Annotated in this window: 14 protein-coding genes; all 14 read left to right on the forward strand. The window is 58.1% G+C overall.

What is annotated here, in order from left to right; translation table 11 throughout:
• Position 1: 1 nt before the first annotated feature.
• The 14 genes from HQL56_01165 (at position 2) to HQL56_01230 (ending at position 13,568) form a co-directional block, all read left to right on the forward strand.
• Positions 2–466, forward strand: a complete 465-nt coding sequence (locus HQL56_01165; GenBank protein MBF0308125.1) for a hypothetical protein — start codon at positions 2–4, stop codon at positions 464–466.
• Positions 467–480: 14 nt separating this feature from the next.
• The gene (locus tag HQL56_01170; GenBank protein MBF0308126.1) at positions 481–1,509 is read left to right on the forward strand and encodes a hypothetical protein; all 1,029 of its coding nucleotides are present in this window, start codon (positions 481–483) and stop codon (positions 1,507–1,509) included.
• 4 nt (positions 1,510–1,513) lie between these two features.
• The gene (locus tag HQL56_01175) at positions 1,514–1,969 is read left to right on the forward strand and encodes a hypothetical protein (protein ID MBF0308127.1); all 456 of its coding nucleotides are present in this window, start codon (positions 1,514–1,516) and stop codon (positions 1,967–1,969) included.
• Between the two features lie 35 nt (positions 1,970–2,004).
• Positions 2,005–2,154 carry a hypothetical protein gene (locus tag HQL56_01180; GenBank protein MBF0308128.1) on the forward strand — a complete coding sequence of 50 codons (150 nt, stop codon included), beginning with the start codon at positions 2,005–2,007 and terminating at the stop codon, positions 2,152–2,154.
• Positions 2,147–4,855: a phage tail tape measure protein gene (locus tag HQL56_01185; GenBank protein MBF0308129.1), complete on the forward strand. Its 2,709-nt coding sequence runs from the start codon at positions 2,147–2,149 to the stop codon at positions 4,853–4,855. Before HQL56_01180 ends, HQL56_01185 begins: the two co-directional genes overlap by 8 nt.
• A 2-nt stretch (positions 4,856–4,857) precedes the next feature.
• Positions 4,858–5,217: a hypothetical protein gene (locus HQL56_01190; protein MBF0308130.1), complete on the forward strand. Its 360-nt coding sequence runs from the start codon at positions 4,858–4,860 to the stop codon at positions 5,215–5,217.
• Positions 5,214–5,723, forward strand: a complete 510-nt coding sequence (locus HQL56_01195) for a hypothetical protein (GenBank protein ID MBF0308131.1) — start codon at positions 5,214–5,216, stop codon at positions 5,721–5,723. Before HQL56_01190 ends, HQL56_01195 begins: the two co-directional genes overlap by 4 nt.
• On the forward strand, positions 5,716–7,854 hold the full coding sequence (locus HQL56_01200) for a hypothetical protein (GenBank protein MBF0308132.1): 2,139 nt from the start codon (positions 5,716–5,718) through the stop codon (positions 7,852–7,854). Before HQL56_01195 ends, HQL56_01200 begins: the two co-directional genes overlap by 8 nt.
• 6 nt (positions 7,855–7,860) lie before the next feature.
• Positions 7,861–8,238: a hypothetical protein gene (locus HQL56_01205; protein MBF0308133.1), complete on the forward strand. Its 378-nt coding sequence runs from the start codon at positions 7,861–7,863 to the stop codon at positions 8,236–8,238.
• Entirely contained in the window at positions 8,235–9,686 is a 1,452-nt protein-coding gene (locus tag HQL56_01210) for a hypothetical protein (GenBank protein MBF0308134.1), read from the forward strand. The genes HQL56_01205 and HQL56_01210 overlap by 4 nt, the downstream gene beginning before the upstream one ends.
• Positions 9,687–10,307: 621 nt before the next feature.
• Complete coding sequence (locus HQL56_01215) at positions 10,308–10,670, forward strand: hypothetical protein (GenBank protein ID MBF0308135.1); 363 nt, start codon at positions 10,308–10,310, stop codon at positions 10,668–10,670.
• A gap of 172 nt (positions 10,671–10,842) precedes the next feature.
• On the forward strand, positions 10,843–11,568 hold the full coding sequence (locus HQL56_01220) for a hypothetical protein (protein ID MBF0308136.1): 726 nt from the start codon (positions 10,843–10,845) through the stop codon (positions 11,566–11,568).
• A 116-nt stretch (positions 11,569–11,684) separates the two neighbouring features.
• Complete coding sequence (locus HQL56_01225; GenBank protein ID MBF0308137.1) at positions 11,685–11,954, forward strand: hypothetical protein; 270 nt, start codon at positions 11,685–11,687, stop codon at positions 11,952–11,954.
• A gap of 648 nt (positions 11,955–12,602) precedes the next feature.
• Positions 12,603–13,568: a hypothetical protein gene (locus tag HQL56_01230; protein ID MBF0308138.1), complete on the forward strand. Its 966-nt coding sequence runs from the start codon at positions 12,603–12,605 to the stop codon at positions 13,566–13,568.
• Positions 13,569–13,684: the final 116 nt, after the last annotated feature.

Genomic DNA, 13,684 nt, shown 5'->3' on the forward strand with positions numbered 1-13,684 from the left:
TATGCCCCGTGAATCCATCCGTGAACGGCTGTTGCAGGAGATCATGGCCTCCCTGGCCCACATCTCCAAGCAGGCGGGGTATTGGTTCGACATCACCCCTGAAAAGGTCTTCCGGGCCGAGCGTCCGTATCGCCCGGAAGACCTCCCGGTCTGTGTCGTCTGGGACGGCGACGAGGTCGGATCGAAAAAAGAGTACGGCAACCAGCAGACCGCGCTGAAACTCACCGTCGAGATGCTGGTATCGCTCGATGGTGGCAACGCTTCGCAAATCGCCAATCGGGCGATTGCGGACCTTCGCGACAACATCGAATCCGGCGACCACACCATTGACGGCCTTGCCGATGACCTGGCGCTCTCGAACGCCACATGGGGGTTGCCGGAGCATGGATCGGGAATAGTCGCTGTCGCGGTGACCTACGACGTGACCATGTCCTCCATTTTTGGTGACCCCACCACCCAACCCTGATAGGAGCCTCATCGATGGGAACCGCTAACCAAGCCAAAATCCAGTACGAAGCCGGGCGGACCAAGACCGCCTATGAGAAGATGACCGACTCTGGCGACCGTACAACCCTCACTCCTTCTGCCCAGGTGCTGTCCGGTAAGGAGGGGTATGCCCCCACGGTGCGCCCCAACGGCATTGTCACCGGGCAAAACCTGGTCAAGCCGGCGGCCTCCGGGGAAAACGACAAGGTGGATGTGGCAGCGTTTACCGCCAATTCTGCCGGCACCCTGTTCACGGTGGCTGCCGACACCGATGTGGCCATCACGCGCCCGGCGGGGGCTCTGGCCAAGGTCAATTCGGTGACGATGAACAGTAGTGGCGCCGTTGCCGTCGTTGTCGGTACCGATGGAGCCAGCGCCACCTTCTCGGAGGTCCGCGCGGCGGCTGGGGGCCCGCCTTTGATCCCCGCCGACTCGGTGGAAATCGCCCAAATCCGGGTAGCCTCTTCCGCTGGCGCCACCATCGCCTTGTCGGAAGTATTCCAGGTGATCGGCCAGCACTCCGAAATGGCCAATTTCCCAACCTATCAATTGGACAACATCGGACAAGGCCTCAGCGCCACTGCGTCGGCGCAGACCACGGCTCACCTCAAGTTTGACTCCGCTCTGCCGCTCTCCCACACTGGCCCGGCCACCAAGGGCGTCTACATCGAGTATTATGAGCCGGTTTTTGCCGACTTGCCTCGCAGCGCCGAGTTCGTTCCGGCGGACACCTCACACTCCAATAGCCAGCAGAACTTCTATGGCGGCACGGTGACCTCCACCACCGAATCCCTGACACAGGGAAGCTTCCAGGTGCTGCTGGACAATGGCGTCAATGACGGCATCCTGCTGGAGGCCAACTCCACCTGCACCGTCAAGTTCTACCCGGACAAAAACCGTTCTCCCTTCATCCTGATGCAGGGCAAATTGGGGGTGCAGAGAACCTTCCCCACGTCCGGCGGACAGATTCAGGCCAACTGCACCGTTTCCTCCGAAAAAGCCGCTGCGAGTTTCAACGGGTAACGCCATGTTCAACGTCAAGCAGTTTCGTTCCGCACGGTTCGTCGCGCGGACAGCCGATATCGATCTGTCCGGCTCGGGGCTGGCCGAATTTTTCCAAGAAGGATCCCCGCCGGTCTGGAAGGTGCGCGGACTCACCGGGGAGGAAATGGCCATCTGCCGGCAGGACCGGAGGGACGCGATAGCCGCTCGGGACATCATGGGCCAAATCAGAGCCAGAGCAGAAGCCCAGGGCGCGGAGGAGCATGTCCAAGCCCTGGCGGTCCTGTCCAAGACGATGTCGGATGGTGTCCCGGACGATCACGCCCTGTATCTCTCTTACGTCCAGCACGGATCGGTCGCCCCGGTCTGCCCTCGGGAAATGGCGGTCAAGCTGGCCGCCAACTTCCCGGTGGAGTTCATGGCCATCGCCCACAAGATTCTCGAACTGACCGGCCTGGGGACCATCTGCGAAAAAAAATAGATGCGCTGTGGCATAACCCCCGCGTCCAGAATGCCATGGCGCTGTGCAACATCAACGGGGGATTCTTGTTCCAGGTGTTGCCGGATCTCTTCCCGTATGCCCTTTTCGGGAACGACGAGGCAACGCTCTGGGGACGTTTCCACGAGGAACGCAATCGAATGATGAAGGCGCAGATGAATGGCTAGCCTCGAAGAAACCATGCGAATCGTGATCCTGGGGGACGACACGCAGTTGTCCCCCGCAATGACCCGTGCGTCGAGTGGGGTGCAACGTTTCGCCGAAATGGCCGCAGACGCCGGGAAAAAGGCGCTACTCCTGGAGGCGGCGATTTTGTCCTTGGCGACCGCCTATGCGGTGCAAGCCTTCAACGCAGCGGTCAAATTCGAGTCGGCGTCTGCCGACCTGAACAAGGTGTTGAGTGAGCAGGAGTCCAATCAACTCCCGGAGGTGCAGCGGGAGGTGCTTGCCCTGTCGGACAAATACGGCGTGGCCTCGACGGAGATCCTGCAGTCGACGGCCAATTTCAAGCAGGCCGGGTTCTCCCTGAAGGATTCGATGCTGTTGGCCAAGAATTCCATGGATTTGGTCATTGCGGGCGGGCTTGGCGCTGATGAAGCGTCGAGAATCCTCGTCTCGACCCTCAAGGGCTTCGGCGCGGAGGCCACCGAGTCCACCCGCATCATGGACAGCCTGAACGAGGTGTCCAACAATTACGCCTCGAATGTCAAAGAGTTGGGCACGGCCCTGGCGGACATCTCCGGTGTGGCCAAGCTGGCCGGGATGAGCTTCGAACAGACCGAATCGTTGCTGGTGCCGATCATCGAGGTCTTTGGATCCGGATCAGAGGCGGCCAACGCCCTGAAGACCGGTCTGCTGAAGCTGATCGACGACTCCAAGCCGGTGGCTGCGGCACTGGAGTCGATTGGCGTCTCGCAATTTGACGCCAACGGCAAGATGCGTTCCGCCTACGATATCCTGATGGACGTTTCTCGGGCGTTCCAGGGGGTGGACAAAAACCAGCAACTCTTCTTGACCTCCCAGCTTGTGGGCATCGATCAGGCGGCGAGAATGGTGCAGGTTTTCTCCAACCTGTCCAAGTCCAACGACATCTTGGGCACGGCCATGAATTCCGCCGGATCGGCTGCCAAAGAGGTGGCCATCCGCCTGGAAACATCCGAGGTGGCGGTGCAGCGATTCAAAACGGCCTGGGACAATCTGGCCGTTGTGATCGGCACCGAATTCCGTGACCCGGTGAAAGGGGTGATCAACGGGGCCACGGAAATGGAAATCGCCTTTCGAAAGGCGGTTGAAGCCGGCGCGATGGATGGCATGTTCGATGCGCTGGCGCCGCAATTGAAGCGGGTCGAAGACCTGTTCCGGGCGGTGGCCAAAAATCTGCCCGAAGCGTTCAAAAATGTCGACTTCTCCGGCCTGGTGCGGGCGTTCGGGGATCTGGGCGCGGCAGCGGGGCATCAATTCGAACTGATCTTCGGCAAGCTGGATCTGACATCCGTGGAGGGGCTGGAGCGGGCGATTCAGAAGGCGGTGAACGGAATCGCCATCCTCACGGAGTATGTGGCCGGGTTCGTGGATGGATTTTCCCAAATTTCCAAACTGATCGGCGGCGCAATCGAGGGTTTCGTTCAGTCCGATGCGCAGTTTGCAAAAACCGCCGGGACGGTTTCTTCCTTCATGTCCCAGATTATCGATTTCGGCCTTGGAGCGACAGCCGTCATGACCACGCTTGGTGGCGTTGTCCGGGATGGTCAGGGGGCATGGGATGCCTTCGCGGGCAGTATGGCGGTCGTCAAAAACATGTTGGATTTGATTGTTGACGGCACGGTGCTGTTGCTCAACAAGGCCCGCATCATGTACGACGGACTGACCAATGTCCTGACCTTCGGGATGTTCAATGACCGGATCCAGCAGGACATTGGCGAGGCGCGATCCTATATCAAGGCGGCAACGGCAGAGTCAGCGACTGATGTCGGAGAGTTGCAGGCGGCGTTTGACAGGGTGGGCAAAGCCACGAAATCTGCATCCGAGATCACTCGTGACGCCATGGAAGCAGTTGGGGTTTCGGCCAAGTCAGCCGCTGACAAAACCGGGGCTGCCGCCGGGACGATCACCTCTTTTGCCGGGCTGATGGCGTTTCTGGGGGAACAGGGAGAGGACACGGCCAAAAAGGTGGACCAGTCGGCACAGGCGGTCAAAAAGCTCGGAGAAGCCTCCCATGCTGGCGAGAACTGGATTGCCGTTCTTGACGAGACCGGACAAGAGGTCAGCCGCACCTACCTGGGCTTCGGCGAGGTGGCCAGAAAAGCCGCCAGCTCCACGGAAGAGCTTGGAAAGTCCGGAAAAGGAACAGCTCAGGATCTCAAGAAAAGCTCAGAGGATCTGAAGGCCAACCTCAAAACCCTGATGGAAGGCTATCTGAAGCTGGAGGAGATTGCCGCTCGGGAACGGGAGGTCACGATCAAGGCAAAGGCAGAGGTTGATGTCGCCAAGATCGAGGCTGACGCCCAGGTGGCCAGCGCGGCTTTTGAAAGCCTGGGGAACACCATCACCGGAGTGGGTGACGCCATCGCCACCATGGCCGGAGAACTGAACAACGCTACGAACCCGGCTGCGGTGAACATGCTCCAGCTGGCAATCCTGAACAATCTCCGCATCCAAAACGAAGCAGCCATGCGGCAAAACGCTCTCGTGGACGCCCAGGTTAAAATGCTGAACATGAAGGCCAAGATGCTGCAGGAAGGGAAAGCCACCATCATCGTCAAAGGAGACGGTATGGAGGCCGATCTGCGTCAGCTGATGAACACCATTCTGGTCCGCGCCCAAATCGAGGCCAATGGCCAGGGCGTGCAACAGCTCCTGGGGATTTGACGATGGGATTCATGGTGGCGCTGGCAGCGACGGAAGCGGATCCGGACGGATCGGTTGTTTTCATGGCAGAGGACGCCGATACGGGCAGCCTCTCCCGCCGGGTCAACAAAACCAAGACGCTCGATGGCGGGGTCTACCTGCTCGACCAGGGCTTCGTGGCGGAAGACCAGGACTTTTCGTTGACCATCTCCAACCCGACTCAGGCCATTGTGGCAGGCATCCAGCATCTCGTCAAAAGCTATGACGTGGTGCTGTTGATGTCGCGTGATGGTGCTTTCCTGGGGGCAATCGAGACCCTGAAGGCAGGTATTTCGGGAGGTGTGTCGCTCACCTTCTTGACCTCGGAGAAGGTGTCGGCATGAGCTTCTCCTGCTGGATCGGGGCGACCATCGATGCCGTATGGACCGAGACCGATCTTTCCGCCCGGTTGACCAACTTCCAAATCCGGAAGCGTTCCGGCACCCCATCTTACGTTCAGGCCACGAGCAAAGGTAGCGATTTTGCCGACGCCATTCTTGCCGCTCTGGGGGCGGAAGACCCGGAGCTGTGGATCATGGACGGCGCCACGGAGCTGTGCCGGGTGACGCTGGAACGGGTGTCCGATTCCAGAGGGGCGGATTCCAAGTCGGTCACCATATCCGGCAACTCGCAGTCCACCAACAGCAGTCCGACGACCAAGGCCCTTTCCGGGGTATCGGTGTGGCGTTCCGAAAACGGCATCATAAATCTGACCTGCCTCTACGACCCCACGGTCGACCCCGGCGACACGGTGACCTGGGGAGGTAACTCCTTCGTGGCCGACGAGGTGGTCATCACCGCATCCCCGGAATCGCTGACCATGGAGGTGCAACAGTCCGCCAATGGGTAAGGGCAAGATTTTGTCGAACAGCGGCGGCGGATTGTACCAGGTGGAGATCCAGATGGACTTCACCCGGTTGGATGCGGATATCGCCTACCTGCAAGATCGGATCGTGGCCCTGGATTACGGCATCACCGAGGCGACCAACGAGGAGGCTGTGCTGCGGGTGGCCTATCACCTCGGCATCGCCCTGAAACAGACCGCGCTGCAATCCGGGAATCAGGAGGCCATTCGGGAGGCCATCAAGGAGCTGGTCACGCTGGAGGCCAACTACTCGGCGGCGGCTTCCAAGACGGAGCAGCTCAAGCTCAACAAGGCCTCGGCGCAGTCGCGGTTGAAGTATCTGCAGGGCTTCGACCGCACGCTGCCCACCCGGAGCTGCACCTGCTGCGACTTCACGGACACCCTTCCCATCAACACCTTCGTGGGGACCATCGAAATTCCCCAGGGGGCGCGACCGGGGGACACCAACACCCTGGTATTGATCCGACCGGGATACTCCGGCACCCCGACATGGCAGGCCTCTGACGGGATCTATCAGCCGTCAATCGCCTCGCAGAGCGCAGTCGCCTGGTTCTTGCGGGAGGCCATTTTTCCAGGTTGGGCAAAATTCAATCCGACCTTTCGCCGGGGGACGGTGGAGACCATCAACGACCAGGACCATATGCGGGTCAAGCTGGACGATGACGTGGTCTACTGCCGGACCACCAATCAGGCGTTTCTGATCGATGCCCCGGAAGACCGGACCCTGGCCAACGTGCTGGTGGACTACCGGGGGACGGAGGATTCGGCAGCTTTTGCTGTAGGCGATTATTGCGTTGTAGGCTACACAGATCAATCACGCTCATATCCAAAGGTGATAGGAAAAATAATTCAGAAGAAATATATCTATTTCGCCAGAGAAAAAGGCAGCGGCGTCACATACGGTATTTATGATGATGGCCATTATACTCAGATATTTCCAGGTTTCCAAATTTGGATTCCAAACATAAAAAAGGAGCCGGTAACGCGCTTTGAGGGTGGCTATCTTATCGCCTTCTCAATCACTATTGCCGGAAGGTCACACAAGATCACTTACAAGGGGCCATCTGAAAGCGCCTATAGCAGGACCGGAGCTTCAAAGCATTTCTACTACCAAGGTCGGGCGGTTTACTCCATGCCTTCCGATATTCTGGGGGTGGCCGGCTTCGGGACGAATACATATTGCTTCTGTCGGGGCGGGCTTTACAGAATCACCTCATTTACGGAAGCAACGATTGCTTATGAGCTTGTATTGAGTCTTCCGGCTGCGGACAATTTTTGGTCAATCCGTGGCAATTTAGCCTGGTATGCGTCGGACACCACCATGTATTGCGTCAAGTTTGACACTACTCCAGTGATGTATTCTGCAGAGCGTACGCTTACCTATCCGATTGTTGCCGGGGGTGAATGGCAGGACGTTGAGAACAAATGCGCAAGCGCACCAACAGCGGGAGTGTCTAATGCTGATATTACCTTGATAAAACGTTACCCGCCTCAATCGATGACTGTTTCTCTTGGGCAGGTATCGGATGGTGGAACGAATATCGCGCATTGTGTCTCACTATTTAAATCAATATTACATATAAATCATCAGAGATATCAGGATCCAAACGGCATGCGTGGTTTGTGGGGGCAGGATATTATAACTATACATGCCAAATACGATAGATTTACATTTAGCGGAGAAAGTCTAAGTAAGGTCACATACGAAACACAAATTGCCCAACAGATAACGAAAGAGGAATTGTCTGTACATCGTGAGATTAATGGAGTCTGTACTACGATATCCGAGAAGTATGATCTACAGAACGGAACAAGCTCTGTTCATCTTTTCCCATTTGGAAAAATTGAAGACGTTCCAGGAACTCGCAGAATTTATGGAAACGATGGCCAAACAAACGCCATCAGCTTCCCGGCCAATCCATGCGGCACCACCACAGCCTCTACCAGTACCAGCTTTTCTCCTGGCGATGGTCTTGTCTCTCTTCCATGGGACACTATCGCCACTGCCGAAAAAAGAAGGTATTGGACCGGAAGCGATGGTTGCGGCGAGCTTTTACCGTCTGTTTCTCCGGCTTTTCCGGATACCACCGAATACGAATATTTCGTCTACACCTGAGGCGACATGGAAAACCTACCCGCAAAAGCCAACATCATCAACATCACCATGGAACAGGGCGCAGACCGGGTAATCGTGCTGACCTGGTACCATACCGCCAAGGCGAGTGCGAACAAGGTCGACCTGACCGGGGCCACGGCATCGATGCAGATCCGGACCACGGTGGAAGACGCGACGCCCCTTCTGACGCTGGATACGGGGGTGAATGGCGGTATCGCCCTGGGGGGTGCCGCTGCGACCATCACCGTGACCATCACCGACACGCAGACAGCGGCAATGGATTTTGACGACGCCGTCTACGACCTGGTGGTGACTCTGTCTGACGGGTCAAAACACCGGGTGGCAAAAGGCGTCATCACGCTGGATAAGGGGGTCACCCGATGACGGTCATCCGGACGGAAACAAACCTGGTCACAACGAACGAGACCGGGCAGATCGTCACCGTCGGCATCCCTGGCCAGGGCGCAACGGTCGAGGTTGGCACGGTCTCCACCGGCGCACCGGGAACGGATGCCCTGGTGGAAAATGTGGGCACGCCGACCGTCGCCGTGCTGAATTTCACCATTCCGGCTGGGGCTGATGGTGCAGCAGGTGCGAATGGTGCGGATGGGGCACCAGGACAAGATGCCGATGTCACAGCGTCCTACGTCACCCTGGGGCTGTCTGATGCTTTGTCGAACGAGCGTGTCCTCACGCAAGGGAGCGGCATCACGGTGACGGATGGCGGGGCGGGGAACGCCGTCACCGTGGCTGTCGCTTCTGGTGGCGTCACGTCCGCCATGCTGGCAGCTGCCGCTGTCACGTCAGCCAAGATGGCAGCCATCACGGTCAACGCCCAATCCGGGACCGCCTACACGTTGACCGCAGCGGATCACGCATCCGTGGTGGTCCTGGCCAATGCTTCACCGATTACGGTGACGTTGCCCCAGCAGTCTACGGCTGCCCTTGCGACCGGCTTCTGGTGTGTCCTGATCCAGGGCGGCACCGGGATGGTCAAGGTGGTCAAAGAGGGCTCCGACACTATCACGTCTCTGAATTCCCTTGTCCGGCTGACCGACCAGGGCACGGCAGCAGTCGCCCGTCTGATTTCTGCTGGGACGCCGAACTCGTGGTTCCTGGACGGCCAGTTACAATTCCACCCCTTGGACCTATCTCCGAGTCTGCTGCTTTCGGTGACGGACCCGTCGTCCATGACGCTGAATGGGTCTGACGCCGTGGCCGAATGGCGCGATATCTCCGGCAATGGGCACGCATTTGAGCAGACAAATGCGGTTCGCCAACCGTCACTCGGGCTGTATGGCTCGGGGACGGTGCGCTTCTACGGCAAGAGTGGCCTTCGTCCTGTCAACTCCTACACCACAGCGGGCGTCTATGCGTACATGACGCCGAAGGCAGGGACGACAGTGCAGATGGGCAGCCGGACTATAATGGCTGCCGTCCAAAGGACGACGACTGCTGACACGGAAATGTTCATTTTGTCAGGGTCAAGTTGGGGACGTACCGTCTTTGGCATCACGAAAAATACCGCCCGTTCGTATATGGCTTCCGCTGCACTGAATACTCTGCACGCCCCGCTTCCGGCGGAGCCTACTTTTCTCCGCACGACGTTCAAGACCGGGGCGCTGGGCTTCATTGTGCAATGCGGCGCGGAAAAGATGGTTTGGAACGCCAGCTGGGGGACGGATTACGCTGACAATATCGGAATGATATTTTTCAACATGGGCGGTGGCGAAGTTATGATATATGAGCTTGTCATAGCGGCGAACACCATCACGGAAGCTCAAGTTGACCTGTATCACGAATACACCAAAAGGCTTTTTAACGCGAGGTGATGCCGATGCAAGGAGTTCTTTTCAGCCAGGAAGAAGCAGCCTCTGCCCTGGCAGCCCGAATCGATGCGGCCATGGGCTACCCGCACGGCTCAACCCTCCGATGCACCGAGGTGGTGCAGGCCGACAGCGGGCATCTTGTCATCTTGGGCAAGGTGCCTCGGCACTCGGACGGGTATGATGGGGAGATCTTCGACGCCACGCTACTCCTGACCGAGGACGAGCAAGCCAGATGGACGGAGGTGCCTGACCCACTTCCGCCACCGCTGGATGAAAACCCAGTTCCAGCGTAGGGCAATGCTACGCCGCCATCGAGACCACACATTCCCTCGCCAACCTAACCTCCTCGTCGACATTACTCAACCTGAAGACTTCTCCCGTGCGTCATCCGGGAGATGTGTCTTTCTTCCGTCCCCTTTCCCTTATCCCAACTCCCCTCTTTCTGAAATACTTCTCATTATAGGCAATTTCCCTTTCACGCCAGACCCCCTTTTCCTCTCAAAAAATAATCGTGACATGTCACTTTTTCCATTGCGTGACATGTCACGATTTGCTAAATTTGTATTCAACAAGGGCGATCGAGCCCACCCGCTCCTCGGGGGATCAGGGGATGGAGTGAAGAAAATGGAAAACACCACCGAAGCCACCAAGACCACCACCAAGTTCACCCTCTGGGGCGACAACGGTGGAGGACTGTTCCTGTTCGTGGATGGATATGCCTACGACATGACCCCCAAAGATGCTGGCGAAGCCATCGCCGCGCTGGAATCAGGAGAGACCGACGCCGGGTGGGACGGGCGCATAGGGAAAAAGGAGTCCAAAAAGCTCCGCAAGCAATTCCGGGATTGGGAGTGGGAGCGCAACGGCGGCGCCCTCATGGTCTACCGCGGTGGGGAGTGGAAACACCCCAAGTGGGGTTGTTCGGCTAGTGAGGCCTATGCCGCCTATTTGGCGGCGACGGGCAAAACGGATCCGGAAGACGAATAGTCCCCTGTCACGGTGGCCCGGCTTGGGCCACCTGGGGAGTGGATTAGACCCTGCCGGATTGGCCGGCGGGGAAGAGATGGCGGAGCGTGCCTACACCTCGGGCTAAAGGTGCAGGCACTCCATGTTTCGTTATAGGGCAGCGAAAACATAATAAGGGCGAGGAGAACGAGAAATGACAAATCACCCCAACCGCAGCCGCAAATGGGCGGTTGAAGTTACTGACCAGTGGCACTTTTTGTGCCATCCCAACCAGATCCCGGAGCGGGCGACCGTCATCGGGATCGTCACCCGCCCCGAAGGGGAAAAGGGGGTGCTGGTCCGGTTTGACCAGACCGGAGTCCTCTCCCAGGTCAACGCCGGAGTGGTCCGGTCCGTTGACCAGTCCCGAGTCGCTGCCGCGTGGGCAGTGGCGCTGGGGAAAACCCCGGACGCTTCCCGCCAGGTCGCTCGGCGGGAGCGGATGAAGGAAGAAGGGATGGTATATTTGCAGATTGCCGTCCCTGAAGCCCTGGTCGAGCAGGCCAAAGCCGCCGCGCAAGGGGTGGCGGCGAACGGCGTCGAACCGTTGGCCATCGAGACCATTCAGGCGGTCACCGCCATCGGGGACTGGGCGGCGATGCTGTCCTTGTGGTCCCCTGGCCGCCTGGTTCAGGGGATGGACCAGCACGCATCTCAGGATGTCTTGGGAGCGATGCTCCGCGCCGGGAAGTCCCGGTGCAGGGCTTCCGAAATGACCCGCCTGCGCACGGTAATCGATTCCGCCCTGCGCTGCCATGGGGATGGGATGGCGATGGCAACTGATAAGATCGCAGCCGCAGAAAATAGGCGGCTCCTGGAGGAGCTGGCCAAGAAGGACGACATCCCCCTGGAGGATTTGCTTCCCCCTCGGAAAAAATAATCGTGACATGTCACTTTTTCCATTGCGTGACATGTCACAATCGGCTATATTTGTATTCAACAAGGGCGATCGAGCCCACCCGCTCCTCGGGGAATTCAGGGGATGGAGTGAAGAAAATGGAAAACACCACCGAAGCCACCAAGACCACCACTGACCTGGCAGATAGCTTGATCCGGGCATCCTGCCTGCTTCTGGAAGCCTGCCGCCAATTTGGGCAGGCCTCGCAGTGGCGTCCCGGCAGGGAAGAGTGGGAAAATAACTGGGACTCCCCGAAAGCCCGCGCTGCCTCCTGGGAGGCTTACAACTTCGCCATCGAGTTGCAAAACTCGATGGCCACCGCAACCGATAGGGCCGCTATGGCGGCCATGTTCTCCGGCCAAGATTGATAATCTTTTTTAGCGGGGCGAAAGCCCCGCAAAAAATAGGAGGAAAGAATGAAGGTCGAATTCGTTATCCCCCGCCAGCACGACCTGGCGAAAGCCATCTTGGCGGACTTCCGCCGCAACTGGCTGGCCCAAGGTCCAGCCACCAGTAGCAACCCATCCAGACTTTGGGATGGGTGGAATAGCCGGGTAATCCCCGGCTTTCCGGAGGGGACTTGGTTCCTCCGGAGGGGGAGTGAGTACCGGTACCAGACCTGTGGCGGGTCTTGGTACCACCTGGTCATCGACCAGGATACCGTTGCCGTCAGATTTGACGGCAGGCGTCGCTCCTTCCGTGACGGGTGCCTCGTCACGCGCCTATCCAGGGCCTGGGAACCCTGGTTGGTCTCCATGGAGTCGGAAGTACCCGATTCCCCATGGGAAACCCCCCACGTTGGAGAGACATCCTGGGGGGCGGGAGTCTACCCCAGCCAGGCCCCGACATGGTCAGCACTGGCAGATCAATACGAAGACGCTGCTTGACGGTGTCTTCTGATGGGGTTAAAATCCCCCCATTAGCCGCAAAAATCCGTCATCGCCCCGCTCATAGGGGATCAAAAGCCTTCAGAAATGAGGGCTTTTTCTATTTTTATATTTTTTGGAGTGTGAAAAATGACGATGACCCCACAGCAACATCTTGAGGATGTCTCCCGCGCCTATCCTGGTGTATGGGGCATCATCGACCGCATGCGGGCTGACCAGGGCCAAAAAGGGTTGCCCTCCTGGCCGATGTGGTGCTTTTGCCCGATGGCGGGCACCGCCGAAATTACCAAAACGATGAGGGATAAGATCACGCCGGTCGAGGTCGTCGAGTCGGCCATGATAGCCGCGATGGCCGGGTGGCGGGTGACGAAGGGGGTTTATCGGTTTGATCCGGAGGTCTATCAGGCCCTGATCAAGACGGAGCTGACCAGGGAGATCCCGGCAGAGGTCATCTACAGACTTCCGGAGTGGTCGCTGTATCTGGAGACCCCTGATTTATCTTGGCTGGGGAGGGCACTGCAAGGTTTTTGGGTGCATCTGGAATGGGACACCAATTCAGACCGGGCAGAATTGCGTCTGTTGTTGCATCTGTCGAGCGATGCCCTTTTCCCTATCGCTCTGCATTTGGGCAACTGGACGGTTTTTTCGGCGATTGAGATGATGGCCGATACGGCAGGTGGGCTTGCCGCAGCAGCCGGCGTTGGATTGACTTTCAAAAAGATGGATATCAAAGGGCTGTCCGACGCAATCACGCCTCTGGTGTCTCTGGTGCTGTACTTATGCTCCGAGGAGCCGGAGATTGACGACAGTCTTCAACCGGGGTCAAAACCTGGCAGACCGGCACCACGGAAGACCAAAAAGGGATGGCGTCTTTTCGAGGCTGAAAAGGTCAGGGTTTGGGATGTCGGCGAAAAAACCGGGGAGCTGGTCAGGAAGGCCCGCGATGAGACGGACAAAGAGTCTCACGAGGGTCGCGCTGCACCTCGACCGCATGTCCGTCGGGCGCATTGGCACACATACTGGACAGGCCCAAAGGATGGACCGCGCCGGGCGGTTTTGAAGTGGCTTTGGCTGATTATGGTGGGGGTGGAATAGGTGGCACCATCCCAAATGCAAAAATTTGGCAAATTTCCGCTCCCCCATAGCCCCGATTTTCCGGGGCTATTTTTTTGCCCAAAATAGACCCCGCATAACCCCGAAATAAAAAAGGG

This window comes from Magnetococcales bacterium, assembly GCA_015231925.1.
Lineage (GTDB): Bacteria > Pseudomonadota > Magnetococcia > Magnetococcales > JADGAQ01 > JADGAQ01.